Source organism: Hyphomicrobium sp. CS1GBMeth3, from assembly GCF_900117455.1.
In the GTDB taxonomy this organism is placed as follows: Bacteria; Pseudomonadota; Alphaproteobacteria; order Rhizobiales; family Hyphomicrobiaceae; genus Hyphomicrobium_C.
The window spans coordinates 407,144-422,789 of the sequence record NZ_FPHO01000003.1; the positions used below are offsets into that span (position 1 = coordinate 407,144).

Annotated in this window: 12 protein-coding genes and 2 riboswitches; of the genes, 2 read left to right on the forward strand and 10 right to left on the reverse strand. The window is 63.8% G+C overall.

Annotated elements, in window-relative coordinates:
* Nucleotide 1: 1 nt before the first annotated feature.
* From cobG to cobD, 7 genes are all read right to left on the reverse strand, one after another.
* Complete coding sequence (gene cobG / locus CS1GBM3_RS09225) at nucleotides 2–1,291, reverse strand: precorrin-3B synthase (RefSeq protein WP_083567378.1); 1,290 nt, start codon at nucleotides 1,289–1,291, stop codon at nucleotides 2–4.
* The gene (gene cobN / locus CS1GBM3_RS09230) at nucleotides 1,288–4,713 is read right to left on the reverse strand and encodes a cobaltochelatase subunit CobN (RefSeq protein WP_072394804.1); all 3,426 of its coding nucleotides are present in this window, start codon (nucleotides 4,711–4,713) and stop codon (nucleotides 1,288–1,290) included. Before cobN ends, cobG begins: the two co-directional genes overlap by 4 nt.
* A gap of 9 nt (nucleotides 4,714–4,722) precedes the next feature.
* The gene (gene cobW / locus CS1GBM3_RS09235) at nucleotides 4,723–5,760 is read right to left on the reverse strand and encodes a cobalamin biosynthesis protein CobW (RefSeq protein WP_072394805.1); all 1,038 of its coding nucleotides are present in this window, start codon (nucleotides 5,758–5,760) and stop codon (nucleotides 4,723–4,725) included.
* Nucleotides 5,757–6,152: a DUF1636 family protein gene (locus CS1GBM3_RS09240; RefSeq protein WP_072394807.1), complete on the reverse strand. Its 396-nt coding sequence runs from the start codon at nucleotides 6,150–6,152 to the stop codon at nucleotides 5,757–5,759. Before CS1GBM3_RS09240 ends, cobW begins: the two co-directional genes overlap by 4 nt.
* Nucleotides 6,153–6,160: 8 nt before the next feature.
* Nucleotides 6,161–6,913, reverse strand: coding sequence for a CbtA family protein (locus CS1GBM3_RS09245; RefSeq protein ID WP_072394809.1), 753 nt, complete (start codon nucleotides 6,911–6,913; stop codon nucleotides 6,161–6,163).
* 12 nt (nucleotides 6,914–6,925) lie between these two features.
* Nucleotides 6,926–7,144 (reverse strand): CbtB domain-containing protein, encoded by a 219-nt coding sequence (locus CS1GBM3_RS09250; RefSeq protein WP_171946469.1) that lies wholly within the window; start codon nucleotides 7,142–7,144, stop codon nucleotides 6,926–6,928.
* 3 nt (nucleotides 7,145–7,147) lie between these two features.
* Nucleotides 7,148–7,337: riboswitch (cobalamin riboswitch) on the reverse strand.
* A 56-nt stretch (nucleotides 7,338–7,393) separates the two neighbouring features.
* The gene (gene cobD, locus CS1GBM3_RS09255) at nucleotides 7,394–8,410 is read right to left on the reverse strand and encodes a threonine-phosphate decarboxylase CobD (RefSeq protein ID WP_072394813.1); all 1,017 of its coding nucleotides are present in this window, start codon (nucleotides 8,408–8,410) and stop codon (nucleotides 7,394–7,396) included.
* A gap of 164 nt (nucleotides 8,411–8,574) precedes the next feature.
* Here cobD and cobO point away from each other — a divergent pair, with 164 nt between their 5' ends.
* Nucleotides 8,575–9,186: a cob(I)yrinic acid a,c-diamide adenosyltransferase gene (gene cobO, locus CS1GBM3_RS09260; protein WP_072394815.1), complete on the forward strand. Its 612-nt coding sequence runs from the start codon at nucleotides 8,575–8,577 to the stop codon at nucleotides 9,184–9,186.
* 15 nt (nucleotides 9,187–9,201) lie between these two features.
* Here the strand turns inward: cobO and CS1GBM3_RS09265 are convergent, their stop codons facing one another.
* From CS1GBM3_RS09265 to CS1GBM3_RS09275, 3 genes are all read right to left on the reverse strand, one after another.
* Nucleotides 9,202–10,713, reverse strand: a complete 1,512-nt coding sequence (locus CS1GBM3_RS09265) for a PepSY domain-containing protein (protein ID WP_083567381.1) — start codon at nucleotides 10,711–10,713, stop codon at nucleotides 9,202–9,204.
* A gap of 1 nt (nucleotide 10,714) precedes the next feature.
* Nucleotides 10,715–13,024 (reverse strand): TonB-dependent receptor, encoded by a 2,310-nt coding sequence (locus CS1GBM3_RS09270; RefSeq protein WP_072394816.1) that lies wholly within the window; start codon nucleotides 13,022–13,024, stop codon nucleotides 10,715–10,717.
* 232 nt (nucleotides 13,025–13,256) lie between these two features.
* A riboswitch (cobalamin riboswitch) is annotated at nucleotides 13,257–13,475 on the reverse strand.
* Between the two features lie 185 nt (nucleotides 13,476–13,660).
* Nucleotides 13,661–14,317, reverse strand: coding sequence for a TetR/AcrR family transcriptional regulator (locus CS1GBM3_RS09275; protein WP_072394818.1), 657 nt, complete (start codon nucleotides 14,315–14,317; stop codon nucleotides 13,661–13,663).
* 195 nt (nucleotides 14,318–14,512) lie between these two features.
* Between CS1GBM3_RS09275 and CS1GBM3_RS09280 the strand changes: the two genes are divergently transcribed.
* Complete coding sequence (locus CS1GBM3_RS09280) at nucleotides 14,513–15,634, forward strand: efflux RND transporter periplasmic adaptor subunit (RefSeq protein ID WP_072394820.1); 1,122 nt, start codon at nucleotides 14,513–14,515, stop codon at nucleotides 15,632–15,634.
* Nucleotides 15,635–15,646: the final 12 nt, after the last annotated feature.

Below are 15,646 nucleotides of genomic sequence, written 5' to 3' on the forward strand. Positions count from 1 at the left end.
GTCAGGCTCCAGACCTGAGAATAGCGGGAAGATCGTTGAGATCGGCTGGCGCGAGATACGCATTGGGCGCTGTCGCGGCGGTGCCGTGGCGGACAATACCGAAGCCGCCCGAACCTGCAACCAGCACCAGATCGGCGGACCGCGAGCGGGCGCATCCCTTGGCGCATCCCGAGACGTGCGCGGATGAGACGCCGGGCAACGGCATCATCGCGGCGATGCGGCGTGCGGCCGCCCGCGTATCCCCACACGCGGAACGGCAAGCCGGGGCACCCGGACACGCATCGATCGCTATGATGGGATCTGCCGGAACCGTCACGAGCCCGTAGTCGCGCGCCGTCGAACTGAGCGCCACGGCAGCATCACGATCAGGCACCGCCGCGTAGAGCACACGCCACGGCGACACGCGGAAGGCAGTGACAGCATGATCGCCTGCCGTGCTTGCAATCAACGCCAGCGTCTCAGCCGTAAGACGCCCGAACGGCGCGCCTAAACCGACCGCAATCATCTCACCACGCGCTTCGATAAGCCCTACGCGATCCGAAGCGGAGACATCGACGGAGGCATGATCGATCGCAGATCCATCATCACCAAGCGCTGACCGCAGTGAGACGAATGCGCTCTCGTCGAGATCGCGTATTCGCGCACGCGGCAATTTGGGTAACACAACGAACGCCCGCGCCAAACGCACAGCAGCGGTGACCGCCTCGTCACGATCGAGCACGCATAGCCATCGCGTACCCTCCACCGTATCGACGCCCAGCGCGATCCCAACACGCCCCTCGGCGGCAACGGCTTTGAACCGGATATCCGCGCGCTCGCCATCGAGCCCCAGCAGACCACCGCCGTCGACAGAGAACCCGAACTTTCCCGGCAGCGACCACAGCGCGGGCATATCGGCCAAAGCCTGTTCCAACGCCGCTGCGATCGGGCGCACGTCGCAGATCTCTGTCGGGTCGATCCCGGCCAGCGGGCTCACTATGACATTGCGCACGGCCTCCGCGTGGGCATGCGCATCCATCAAGCCGGCGCCCGATAAGGCTGCCCACACTTCAGGAAGAGCGCACGCATCGATCCCTCGGATCTGCAGGTTGGCGCGGCGCGTGAGATCGATGTGGCCATTGCCATGGCGCGTCGCCACCTCACAGAGCGCCAACACCTGAGCAACGCTGATCGCCCCGCAGCGCGGACGCACACGCACGATCAGGCCGTCCCCGGTCTGCATGGGCCTCAGCGCCCCAGGGCACCAGCCCTTGACCGACGCGGGCTCAGCCATAGCCCCGATCGCGCTCATGACGTGACCTCAGCGGCAGTCGATCTTCCACGCGATCCAGCCAGCACATGCGCAAGCTCGGCGTGCACGGCGTTGCGGCGCGGCGTCCAGAGGCGCCGATCAATCGCATCCTTAAGGCGCGCAGAAATGGCCCGCATGGCAGGCGCGTTGAGCTCCATCAGCGTCGCGAGGCGCGCCTCATCGACAATGACACAGTCATGAACGGCATCGAACAGATGATCACCAATAATGCCGGCCGTGGCCGCGAAGGCATAAAGAGCATCGACGCCCTGCGCGATCTCGGCGACACCGCGATGCCCGTGCCCGATCATGCCTGCGAGCCAGCGCGAATTGGTTAGCCGGCCGCGCACGATGCGCACGATCTCCTCCTCGATCGTGCGGGCACGCGGTGCCTCCGGCCGGCTCGTGTCGAGATGATAGAGAGACGGAGAGCGCCCCAACTGCGCGGCAGCTGCCGCGAAACCGCCGGCGAAATCGGCAACACCATCGCCGTCGAGCAGATCACGCTCGCGGTCGTCCTGCGGATGCACCAGCGCATCTGCCGCAGCAACGAGGCCCGCGAACTCCTGCGGCGCAGACCGCTCGGCGCCATCGCCACCATAGGCGTGCGAAGATGTTTCGAGATACGCTTCAGCCAGATCGTTGCGCGTGGCCCAAGGGCCATCAAGTGCCGCAGAGGCGGCACCTGCGCCATACGTCCCGGGCTCACCACCGAAGATGCGCGCGAGGCTCGCGCCCTTGCGCCGGGCAGCCGCCGGCGGGTTCCAGTCGTCCGGCTCGTCTCGCTCGGCAACAAGGCGCACCGCGAGGTCGAACAGCGCAATCTGTGCCGGAAAGATGTCGCGAAACGAACCCGAGATACGTAACGTGACGTCGATGCGGGGACGCTCGAGCTTGGCCATCGGCAACACCTCGATGCCGATCACGCGGTTCGAGCCGTCGTCCCATTTCGGCCGAGCGCCTAGGAAAGCGAGCGCCTGAGCGAGATCGTCGCCACCCGTGCGCAGCGAAGCCGAGGCCCAGAGATCGAGCATCAGCGCCCGCGGATAGTCGCCGTGATCCTGAAGGTAACGGCGCACCACCTCATCGGCCGCGCGCCCTCCTACGATGGCGGCGGTGCGCGTTGGCACCGCACGCGGATCGATCGTCGTGAGATTGCGTCCCGTCGGCAGCACGTCACGCCGTCCGCGCGTGGGCGCGCCAGACGGACCCGGCGCAACGCGGCGCCCATCGAGCGCAGCGAGCAGCGCCTCGCGCTCGTGGCGCGCGCAATCGGCAATAGCCGCCTCAACCACCGCAACGTCGGCGTTAGCCGATGCACGAGCAATGGCGTTTGCCAGAGCGGCGCATGCCTCCGCGGACTGCTCTCGTCCAAAGACATGGAGATGGTCGCGGATCGCAAGATCCTTGATATCGCAGAGCTGAGCGTCGAGCTTGGCGATGGCCTCACGCGGCGCGTCCGTCTTCTCGAGACCGCAATCCTTGGCGAGACCTGAGCGCCAAGCGCGATCGAGGATCTCGCGTTCGAGGATAGCGATGCGGCGCCGGTCGACGCCATCGGCTTCGGCATACTCCTCGATCAAGCCTTCGAGCTCACCGAGCGGTCCCTCGAGCCCGGCTTCGCACAAGGGCGGCGTCATGTGGCCAATGGTAACGGCGGAGATGCGCCGTTTGGCCTGCACCGCTTCGCCTGGGTTGTTGACGATGAACGGGTAGATGACGGGGATCGGCCCCAGCACGGCCTCAGGAAAACACGTCTCCGAAAGCGCCAGCGCCTTACCGGGCAGCCATTCGAGCGTTCCGTGCGTGCCCATGTGCACGAGTGCGTCGATCCGCTCCTGCTCGCGCAGCCAGGCATAAAGCGCCACATAAGCGTGCCGCGGCGGAAGTTGTAGATCGTGGTAGGCGGTTTTACGGTCGCCATGCGCGCCACGGTCGGGCTGCAGCCCGACAACAAGATTGCCGTGCCAAATACACGAGTAACGGAAATGTCCGTCGCGGAAGCTCGGATCGTCTTCCGCCGCGCCCCATGCACCGGCAAGCACGCCCTGGATCTCCGGTGGCAAGCGGGCAAAGTGGCGCTTATACCAATCGAGCGGCACTTCGATCAGATCAGACGGCGCCGCTCCGGAAAGTTGCGCGATCAGGCCGCTAGCTTCTATTGGCTCTGCGCCGACAGCGTAGCCCTCCCCACCGAGCGCGGCCACGATCTCGACGACGCTTTCAGCCGTATCGAGCCCGCAGGCGTAGCCCGTTCGCCCTGCGCGATTGGGATAGTCGGAAAGCAGCAGCGCAAGCTTGCGCTCCGACCGCGGCTTGCGACGCAAACGAACCCACGCCGCAGCAATATCCGCCACGAACGCGACGCGACCGGCATCCGGCTCATGCACGACGCGCGCATACTCAAGCCCCGCTTCGGCCACAAGATCAGCCTTGAAGGAAACAGCACGCGTGAACAGACGACCGTCGAGCTCGGGCAGCACGACGTTCATGGCAAGGTCGCTTGGCGACAATCCACGCGATGCCCCAGTCCAGGCGCTATGCGGATGCCCTGCAAGCGCAACCTGCAGCACCGGACAATCGGCAGCATCGAGCAGCGTCGTCTCGTCTGCGCGTAACGCCGAGAACGCCGTCGCATTGAGGATGACATCCGGCCGGACGCGGGCGATGAGGTCCGCAACGGGCTGTGCAACCTCCGGATCCTTGAGGCTCGTGACCGCGACCGCAACGGCATGGTGGCCACGCGTAGCAAGTGCCTCCACAAGCGCGGTGATCGGCTGATAGTCACCGGCCAGCAGGCTTGCGCGGTAGAAAACGACGAGCGCAACAGGCTTTCCCTGCACCGCATCGACATGGGCCAGAGGAACAGTGTCGCCATTCGGGGACAACGCGAGCGCAGCGTCCAACCCCACCGGCGGCCCCGCTGTGACATCAGCGCCAAGCAACTGGCACGCATAGAGCAGGAGATTGCGCGCATTGGCCGGCCCGCCAGCCCGAAAGTAACGCTCGAACGCCGCCAGCGCATCACGCGACACGGTCGAGATCGCGTCGAGCCGCGGATCGCGCCGATCGTCGCCCGGCAGCGCAACAAACAGGATTTGCCGCTTACGTGCCGCCTCAGCAATCTGCTCGAAACCGTAGCGCCAGTAGTCGAGACCGCCGAGACCGCGCACGATCACGAGGCGCGCACCTGCGATCACGCGCTCGATGTAGAGATCCACCGACATAGGGTGACGCAGCTTCTTGAGGCTTGCAAGCCGCAAGGTCGGAAAGCGCGACGGGTTTTCGCTCCAGACTGCTGCCAGTGCCGAGAGATCGCTATCGCTGAACGACAAGACGACGACGTCGGCGGGCGTCTGACCCAGATCGACCGCACCGTCTATCTCATCCAGCGAACCTGTCTCGACTGCGAGCAGATGCATTCGTCAACCTTACCCGCTCCCGATCGCTAGGGCGATGGCCTCGCGATCGAGGCCCTTCTGGCCGATGACGACGAGGCGGCCCTGACGCGGCTCCTCGGGTCGCCAGGGGCGATCAAACTGGTGTTGCAAACGCGAGCCGACGCCCTGGATCAAGAGGCGCATCGGCTTGCCCCTGACCTCAGCGAAACCCTTGATACGCAGGATATCGTGGGCATCAGCGGCGAGACGGATGCGCTCCAGAAGCGCCTCGGCGCCATCGAGCGTCGGAATCTCGACAAAGAACGTGTCGAAATCGTCGTGATCGTGCTCTGCCTCGTTGTCGTGATGCGACGGGCGCGCGGCCAGATCTGTTTCCGCCGCGGCACCTAGGCCCAGCAGCACGTTGGCATCGAGCTGCCCTCCCGTGGTCTCCACGACCTTCACCGCGCGCGGCACGGCGACCTTGATATCGCTCGCGACCTTATCCCGCTCGGCCGCCGTCATAAGGTCCGTCTTGTTGAGCACGATCAGATCAGCGCAGAGCAACTGATCCTCGAAGACTTCCTCGAGCGGGTTCTCGTGATCGACTGAAATATCTCCGACCCGCTGTGCAGCCAGCGCCTCTGGATCATCGGCGAAGCGACCCGCCGCAACGGCCGCGCCGTCGACAACGGCGATGACGCCATCGACGGTCACGCGTGAGGCGATAGCCGGCCAATTGAACGCCTGCACCAGCGGCTTGGGCAGCGCCAAACCTGAGGTCTCAATGAGAATGTGCTCGGGCGGCTCCGGCAGCGCCAACAAGCTTTCGAGCGCCGGCACGAAATCGTCGGCCACCGTGCAGCAGATGCAGCCGTTCGACAGCTCGACGATGCGGTCCTCGCTGCAGCTCTCGATGCCGCATCCCTTGAGGATCTCGCCGTCGATGCCGACGTCACCAAACTCATTGACGACCACGGCGAGACGCCGGCCTGCCCCGTTCTGCAGGATGTTGCGCACGAGCGTCGTTTTGCCGGCACCGAGGAAGCCGGTCACGATGCTGCACGGAACTTTCGCGAGCGCGGTCATGAGGGATCTTGCTCCGGATGAGAAAAGCCGAGCGGTGGCACGCGAGCGACGACCCCCTTGCGGAAAGCCTCGGGCCGCTCCTTCCACGGGATGATACCGTTGTTCGATTCCTGGAACGCGCGGGCCGACGCAACGATCTGGTCGAGATGCGTCTTGGTATCGAGATTGCCGATCAGATAGGTCCACTTGTCGGCACCGACGAGCGCGATCGTGCTTGGGCGATTGCACACCGCCAAACACTCGACCGGCGTTACCGTGATGGCCGCATCAGACGAGAGACGCTCCTGCAGAGCATCGACGAGCTGACGACCCGGCAAGTGAAAGCCCTCGCCATCCGGGTTCGCCCGCCGGCAGGAAACGCATACGAATACGGTTACGGGGGTCTCTGTCATCGCCTCGCCTACGCCTCGGCCACGACAGGGCTTTCGTTCCTTTGCCAGAACCAGCCGACCAGAGCGCCGGTCAGCGCCCACAGCACGGCATGCACAGCCAGGGAAGCGGACGCAAAACGCGCCGCGAGCTCGGCGGGAACACGGCTCGCCTCCACCTCCGCGGGATGCGGCGCGCCGATCGCATGTGGCAAGACGAGCAGCGCGATGCCGAGCGCCGGAAGCCCGAACCCGGGAGACCGCAGAACGAGCCACAGACCAGCCGCAGTGGCGACCGCAGTCCCGATCCACCACACTTGCCGATCGATAAGATCCGCCGCCAGCATGCCCGGCAGCTCGGGTGGAAGCCCGAGAGCCGGCGCAAGCCCGGTCACGACAAAACCACCGGCCGCCCATGCGAGCGCGCGCCGCGTATCGATGGATTCGCCGGACACCAGCAGTGCGGCGAGCAGCAGGAACGCGAATCCGACCGCCGTCGCAACCGTGACCGTGCTCGTGTAGAACGTGCGCTCGAAGCCGTCAGCCGGTGCCCACGCGCCTTCCTCGCCCTCGGCACCATCGTTCCCCGCATGCGCGAGAATGAGACGAGCGCCGTACATCTCGACAGTGGGGGCTCGCACCGATGCGTGATGATGGGCGGCCGCGCCCTCATAGGCCTCGGCAGCAATGATCAGAGGCGTCGTCGTGAAATGCTGCAGGACGGCTACGACCAAGCCAGCAGCAAAACCGGCCGCGAGCGCGGCCGCCAAAAGGCGTGTGATCATGCCAACCCTCGCTTAGTGACAAGGAAAGCTGAGAGCGTGGCGCGTATCGTGGCCGGCGTTATGGAGCGTCGACGAGTGTGAGAATCCCGCCGTAAAGACCAAGGCCACACCCACAAAAAGTGCGATAGCGGCAGCCTTCAGCGTTTCTGATCTCCGCCCGGCGGCAGAGAGAGTCGTCGTATAGGATTGTGCGTTCACGAGCGTTCTCCTTGACCACCCCTCCGGGGTCATATGAGCGTCAGTATTCTGGACGGCCGGTCTCCTGGCTTTCGGGTCGCCGCGCCTGGCCGCCTTCCCGGTTTCCCAGTGGCATTCCGACCAAGCACTCGCCGATTACAGTTGCGGGGGCAGCTGCGGCATTGCCCAAGTGGCGCACCGCATTCCCGTGATCCTCTTGCGAGGAACCGTCCAGGGTTTGATAGAAGCACCCGTAGTGCGGCGTCAACGGAAATCCGGCGAGGCGCGATGCCCCGCCCTCGTTTATGCTCGGGCTGCTTCCAAAAGCGCCCGCTCGAGACGCTGCCACGCGTCGTTCGTCCCCGGGAGACCGAAACGTAGCCACGTCGGCCAGTCCGTGAACCTCCGGACATGAATGCCCCCCCGACCAAGCGCATCAACCACGCGTGCAGCTGCCGGGTGACGCGCAAGGCGGAACAACGGCGTGCCGCCAAGAACTTCGCAGCCGCTTGCCGTCAAAATGGCGTCCAATCGCCGGCTATCGGTCTCGAGCCTTGTCCGTGTCTCGCGAAGCCACCGATCATCCGCCAGAGCCGCGGCGCCAATCGTCAAGGCCGGCCCCGCAACCGCCCACGGCCCAAATGTCTCACGGAGCCTATCGGCCATGTCGGCGGCGGCGATTGCAAAGCCCAGCCGCAAGCCTGCAAGGCCGTATGTTTTGCCGAACGAGCGCAGCACAACCGTTGCCGGCGGCAAATCGGGAACGATGCTCGCTTCCCTAGGCAGCACATCAATGAAAGCCTCATCGACGACGAGAAACCCGTCGCGCGCCGCGAGCTCCGCTGCCAACGAGTGCACCCGTTCCGGCGGATACAGCCTTCCCGTCGGATTGTTCGGATTGACCACCACGACGACGCGCGCGCCCCGCGCTGCGTCAACGTCTTGAATGTCGAACACCTCATGCCCTTCGCGTCGCCACGCGGCCGCATGCTCGGCGTAGGTCGGGCTGACGATGGCCACGTGCGTTGGCGGCACCAGCCGCGGCAGGATCTGGATCAGCGCTTGGGTGCCCGGCGCCGACACCACCATCTCAGGGCTTCTGGCGCCATAGCGACGCGCCGCAACCTCGACGAGCCTGTCTTGATCTGAGCGTTGGGGTAAACGCGCCCATGCACGCTCGTCGATAAGCGGCAGCGAATAGGCACAGGGATTGATGCCTGTCGAAAGATCGATCCACGGCTCGGGCGCACCCGGATACACGGCACGCACCGTATCGAGATCGCCGCCGTGAAATATCGGATCGAACCGCGCGGATGTCATGAGATGCCTTCTGAATGGTGCCGCATCAAGCAATCAAGCCGCAACGCGCGGCATCACGCGCAATCCCCTTGCAGAGAGCTGCATCAGGTTTGATAAAGGCTCACGAATTGACACGTCAATTGTGACCGGCGACGTCGGGAGCGCCCTACCAAGGAGATGCAAACATGCAGACCGGCGAGCACGACGAAGCCCGACACAAAGAGAAAATGGCCAAGCGCAAGGCCGCGCAGGATTCTGAGGTCTCCGCCAAGACCGTCGAGAAGGGTCTCCTGATCGTCCACACGGGCAAAGGCAAAGGCAAATCCACGGCCGCGTGGGGATTGCTTCTGCGCGCACTCGGTCGCGGCATGCGCGTTGGCGTGGTGCAGTTCGGCAAAGGGGCATGGGAAACCGGCGAGCGAAAGGCGATCGAGAAATTCGGAGACCAGGTCGTCTGGCACACGCTCGGCGAGGGCTTCACCTGGGAGACACAGGACCACGCGCGCGACGTCGCCGCCGCCGAGAAGGCCTGGGCCACCGCCAAGAGCCTGCTCGCCGACCCCTCGTTTCGGCTCATCATCCTCGATGAGCTCAACATCGCGCTGCGCTACGAGCATCTCGCTCTCTCCGAGGTATTCGAGACGCTGCAAACCCGGCGGCCTGACTTGCACGTCGTCGTCACCGGTCGCAACGCCAAGCCCGATCTCATCGAGGCAGCCGATCTCGTAACCGATATGACGCCCGTGAAGCATCACTTCGCAGCCGGCGTCAAAGCCCAGGAAGGCATCGAGTTCTAAGCCTTCTCCAAACGCTCACGAGATGCGTCGGGCCAGCACCCGCCATCCAACGACAATGCCGCTCACCGAGACGACCAGCCCGGCGATCGACAGGACCCATACGAGAATGTCGCGCGCGGGCTGATTGCGAAGCAGGATCGGCAGATCGTAATCGTGCAGGAAGTTGAAGAGCCACCGGTAGACGCGCGCGCTGCGATCGCTCACCGCCACGATGCCCGCCGTTGCCGGATCGATGAAGAGCCACGTCGCCGACGGATCGTCGAACTCCACCTTCAGAATCGGGAGCGGGCGCTTACGGTGGTGTGAGTACCAGTACAGGTCTTCCTCAGTGAGCCTATCGGCACGCACCATATCTGCCGCGGGTAACGCGCGCCGCGCCGCCGCTATCAGCTCAGCGTCCGCAATCACCGCAAGCGAGCCGGACTCCGGCTCCACCATCACCGTGCTGTCGTTGCGTTTTGCAAGAAGACGCGGTTCACCACCGATGCGCACAAATGAAATCTCGGTCGGTCGCTCGTCTCCCGCCGCGCGCAGTGCCGCGAGCGTGACGCCGAACGGCTGCCCCTCCGACCAGCCGGCGTACGCAACACGCTGCGCGTCGGAAAACTGAGTGCGCGCGAACAGAGAGAACGGATTGACCGAAAGCCATCCGCTCGCAATCCAGGTCGTGAGGAACAGGCCGCCCGCGAGCCCGCCGACATGATGCCATTTCATCCAGCCGCGATAGGGCGTCACGCGGGCCTGCGCATATGGCTGACGCACGCGGAGCCGCAGAATACCGATCCAAAATCCGGCGATTGCCCCGATGACCAGCGGCCCGGAAAGCCACATGACCGCTTGCCGCCAAAGCTCCTGATCCTTCCTGATCGGTGAGAAATAGATCCAGTGCGGCACCGCGCCGAGCCAGTTCCAGAAGCGCTCGTTGCGCGTTGCGTTCTGGACGATCTCACCGGTCTTTGATGAGACGTAAACGATCGTTCCCAGTCCGTCGTCAAGCGTGAGCTTGTAGAGCGGCCGGTGCGCATCAAAACGACGCGCAACCGTCCATTGATCGTAACCGAGCGCCTCTATCAACTTCGGTTGCGTGCCGGGAAAGACGGCGACAACGTGCCGCCGCGCCTGCTCGGCGTCGACTGGGCCGACAGGCTGTCCCGTCACAGCGGAAATCGATGAGATCTTGCCGCCCGCAACGACGCGATAGACGGGCTCATCAGCCAACATCTCAAGGCGGAACGTCTGCGGAAGGGCCTTTGCGCCCGAAGCCGCAAAGGCATCATCCGGTGTCACAAATACGCGCTCGATTGCGACCCGCGGCAAATGCGTCAGTCGCTCGGCGTCGCTCCACGAAGGAAACGGCACGTAGAGCATCACGAGACCAGAGAGAAACCACATGACGCATAACAGGCAAGTGACGATGCCGAGCCAGCGGTGGCCCCAGTAGAGCCACCGATTGCAAGCCTTCACCGCACCGCGCCAGGAGCCGGACTTGGCTCCCGGCGCGCGTGTTATCGTCTCGAACCGCCCCATCTCAGTACTTGATGCGGTAGCTGATCTCGGCCGAGCGCGGCGGAGCGAGCTGCCACTTCGTGCTGCTGCCACCCGTGGCATAGACCTCGTCGAACACGTTGAACACGCGCAGAGCAATCTCGCTCCGGTCGTCGACGTCGTAGGAGAGGCCCGCGTTCACAATCGTGGCCGACGGGCGCTTCAGGGTATTGGCGACGTCATTGTAAACCGAGCCGATCCACTGCACGCCAGCATAGGCCTCCCACCGCGGCATGAACTGCCATGTCAGCCAGCTGTTCACGATCTGCTCCGGCACGTTGGCCGGCCGATTGCCCGCGTAATCTATGTAGTTCCCGCCGGAGACCGCGCCGAACTCGTCATACTCGGCTTGGAGCAGCGCAACATTACCGTCGTAGCGCAGCGTATCGGTGAGCTGCAGGCCGAGCGACACTTCCACACCACGCGACGATTGCTGCCCGATCTGCAGCGAGTCACCCGGGCTGTCAGGGTTAGGCGTGACGAGGTTCTTTTTCTCGTTATCGTAGAAGGCGAGCGTCCATTCGCCCCGGCCCTCCCAGAACGACTGTTTGACGCCGACCTCGATCTGCCGACCGGTCGTCGGCTCGTAGTCCGCGTTGAGCTTGCTCATCGTCAGGACCGCGCCGCCTACCGGATCGACGCCCGTCGCATACTGGCCGTAGAAGGCGAGTCCAGGCACCGGCGTATAGACAGCACCCGCACGCCACGAGACGTCGGAGAAATCCTTCTTGTAGTTGTTGTTGGAGTTGCGGAGGTCGTTCCGTGTGACCGTGGGACGGTCGAGCCGGATGCCGGCCACCACGGAGAGCTCGGGCGACAGCGTCAGTCGGTTCTCGGCGAACAGAGCGTACTGGTCGATGCTCGAGTCGAAGTGCGGAGAAGACGGGAGTGGGCCGCCACCCTCGGCGTCATCCCAATAACCGGAATCGGGATTGAACGGATCGACCGGCGAGGTGCCGGTGTACGGCGAGTTGTTGGTATGAAGGAAGTCGATGCGGTTGACATCGAATCCGGTGACAAACTCGTTTTTGACGCCGCCGCCGAGCCCCGCGCGGAACGTCGCGTCCATGCGATTGCCGTATTGCTCCTGGTCGTGGAAGATTTCGAGATAGGTTGACCGGTCAATCATTCCGGTCCCGGAATTGTAGGCGTACGATTCAATGTTCTTCCAATGCCGGTTCGTGGTGATGCGGTAGGCGACGTTACGCAGCTCGAACCAATCCGTCGGACTCCACTCCGTCTTGAATTGCGTCCAGTTGTCGACGTAGTTCACGTCGCTATCGCGGATATTGTAGTTCTTGTCGCGGATGCGGTCCGGAATCTTGCCGTCGATCAGCGGCGTACCGAAGTAGCGCAGCGGCGATTGCACGCCATGGTCGTGAGAGATCGTGAACCTGAGATCGCTCGTCGCCTTGTAGGTCAGTGCGCCGGAGGCTGCGAGAGACTCGAAATCGCCCTCCTGATCGAGCCATCCGTCCGATTGGATTCCGCTAACGTCGAAGCGGTAGGAAAGGCGCTCGTTGATCGGGCCGCCGGAGCCAAGCCCGAAGCGACGCATTCCGTCCGTGCCGATGGCCACTTCGGCTTCATGTGTGAAATAGTCGGTCGGCTTCTTGGGTACCACGTTGATGACGCCGCCGATCGCACCTTCGCCGTACATCACCGACGCCGGACCGCGCAGCACCTCGATGCGCTCGGCCGACCATGTGTCGAACGGAAAGGTTATGGTACCCGAGGCGATGTAAAGCCGCGTGCCGTCATAGAGGCGCATCACCGAGCCATGGCCGACGAAGCCGCGCGCCGCGAGCCCCGTGCCGCCGTTGCCGGGCGCCGCGGTCGATGTAAAGCCGGCCGCATTCTGGGTCACTGCATCGTTGACGTTGGTTTGCCCGCGATCGCGGATCGTATCGCCAGGGATGATCTCCACGCTTGCAGGCGTCTCGAACGGAGATAGGCCGAGCCGGCTGCCGGTCGCGGTGGGTGCATCGAGATTGAGGCCCGGTTGCGTTGCGCCTTGCTCACCTGCGCCGGTGCCGGGCTCCGGCTCAGAAGACGATTGCGGTTGATCGGCCGCGGACTGCGCGGGCTGACTGGATGATTTTTTCTTCGCCTGCTTGACCTGAGCCTTGGTCGTCACCTCGAGCGGAGGCAATTCCTGCCCCACCTCCGCAGGCTGCGCCGCTTCCTGCGCGAACGCGCTACCACCGAGCAGCGGCAGGCTCGCACAGCCCGATAACAGAACACAGCGAAACGCATGAGTTTTAGACGTAGTCTTTTGAACACAAAACGACATCGGTTCCCCCGTCACATAGCTGACGGGAGCCTGCAGACACGGCTCAATAGGGCATGGAGCACACACCGTCAGGCTATCGCTGACGCGATCCACCTACGGCGATTGCAGCCTTCAACCCACTCAATTTCGACGGAAGTTACAGTTCCCTCCGGCCATACCTGACGTGGCTCCCAATCGGTTGCACATCAGTCGCCGCTACGGGGTAACCGTTCCTTCGGGCGTCCCGCACCGAGGATGGGCGACTTGTGCCGGCAGGTCTCCTGGCTTACGGCTCGAACGCTTCTGTCGGCCTTCCCAGCGATGCAGCACATCACCAGTGGCATTACGACGGAAGCTTGCCGCTTACAGTTGCGGGCGCAGCCACGGACTCGACACTCGCGTGTCTCACCGTGTTCCCTCTTCGTCTCCGCATGCCTTCGCATACGGCGACACCGTCACGCCTCTAGAGCGCATCAAGAGGAACAAGCTGTCAAACGGTATTCTCTTCTGACGCGACTACGCCGCATTTGACGATACACTTGTGCAACAGGAACATTTTCCCTATGGAGCATCCGTTCCGTCTTCGCCTTTGTCTGTTTTCCTGCTGCTCGTGAGCACGCGAACCGCAGACAAACGATCGGAACAACAAAGACCACTCTACGCACCGCCTGCCTTTGTCCGCCGCGGCGTCGAAACGCCGAGAAGCTTCGGCGTGACCTCGCCGATCATTGCGTAGACATCTAGCCCCGGCGCCACGCGGCCATAGTCGCCATCGAGTTGCAGCGACGCCGCGCCGTGCACAAACGTCCACAGCCTGATCGCTATCTTCTCGGCATCGGCCGTGTGTCCGTGCTTGCGGCTATAGACCGCCACGGCATCGATCACGTTCTTCAGGCACTGGTTGCCGCTTTCATCGACTTGGCGAACTTCTCTGATCTTCGTCTTGTGACCGAACATCAAGCGGAAGACTGCCGGCTGGGCCACGGCGAAGTCGAGGTATGAGATACCCATGCCCGTGATGCCCTCGAGCGTGCCTGGGCCTCCGCTTTCGGCAAGAGCCTTTTCATTGACTTCCGTCAGCTCCTCAAAGCCGCGATAGACGATCTCCTCGAGGATCTCCTGCTTGTCGCGGAAATGCTTGTAGGGCGCAGCCGTGGTGACGCCAGCGCGCCGGCAGGCATCGGCGAGCGTGAAACCGTCCGGCCCATGCTCGATCAAAAGCTCGCGGGTCGCGGCGATCAGCGCCTCGCGGAGATCGCCGTGATGGAAGCTCTTCTTCGGGCGGGCGGCGGTTTGTTTTTGTGCTCTGGCCATAACAATTTTTTCCGGCGGGATTGGGTGGCGAGTCAACAAGTTAGCACACCTAACTTAAGTTAGCTTGCCTAACTTTTTGCACGCGCCCGCAAGTTTCGGCTTGCAAAGTTAGTGATACTCACTTAAGTGAGCGAGACTAACTTACAAGAGGCAGCACGCCCCCTTCTCGATCCGACATCGCGACGAGGACTTGATATGAGCACGACATCGACCTTCACATTCAACACGAGGCGGCTCCCACGCGCCGGCTTTACGGCTGGCGCGTTCGTCGTTCTCGCCGCCGGACTCTCCGGTTGCAAAAGCGAGAGCGCGCCGTATGTAGCCGCGCCACAGCCGGTCCGCGCCGCCTCCGTTACGATTTCCACGCCGACCGAGAGCCGGTCGTACACCGGCACCGTCAAACCGCGCTACGAGAGCGATCTCGGCTTTCGGGTCGCCGGCAAGATCGTCGCGCGTCTCATCAACGTCGGGGACAGGGTAACGCCGGGCATGACACTCGCCCGCCTCGACGCTGCGGACTACCGGCTCTCCCTGGAATCCGCGGAAGCCGAGCTCAAAGCCGCACAGAGCAACCTCAAGCAGGCGGAAGCTGACGAAACTCGCTATGCCGATCTCAACAAAAAGAGCTGGGTCAGCGACGCGAGCTACGACCAGAAGAAGGCCGCCGCCGACGAAGCCCGCGGCCGCGCCGAACGAGCACTCCGCTCCCTTTCCCTTGCCCAGAACCAGCTCGCGTATACCGACCTCATCGCCACTGAAGCCGGTGTCGTCACCGCACTGCCGGTGGAGGTCGGGCAAGTCGTCAGTGCTGGACAACTGATTGCACGGGTCGCTCGCCTCGACGAGCTAGAGGCGGTTGTTTCGATCCCTGAAGGCCGCATCGACGCGGACCGGGCTGCCGCCGCAACGGTCACGCTGTGGGCGGACTCCGATCGCGTCTACAAAGCCAAGCTGCGCGAGATCTCACCCCAGGCCGACGCAGCCACACGCACCTACCAAGCACGCTATTCTCTGCTCGATCCCAACTCCGCAATTACACTCGGCAAGACCGCCACGGTCCACCTCGCGAGCGCGGGGCACGGCGAGCGCGCAACGCTGCCGTTGGCCGCCGTGTTCAAGGATCAGGGGCAACCCTCGGTATGGCTGATCGATGAAAAGCACGGCCGCGTCGTCAAGACCGGCGTCGAGGTCAGCGCCTGGACCGAGACGTCGGCCATTATTTCGGGCGGGCTCGCGGCCGGACAGAAGGTGGTGGCTGCAGGCGTGCACAAGCTCGACGCCGGCATTCCCGTACGGATCGTGGAGGTGCTGCCATGAGCGCTCCAACCC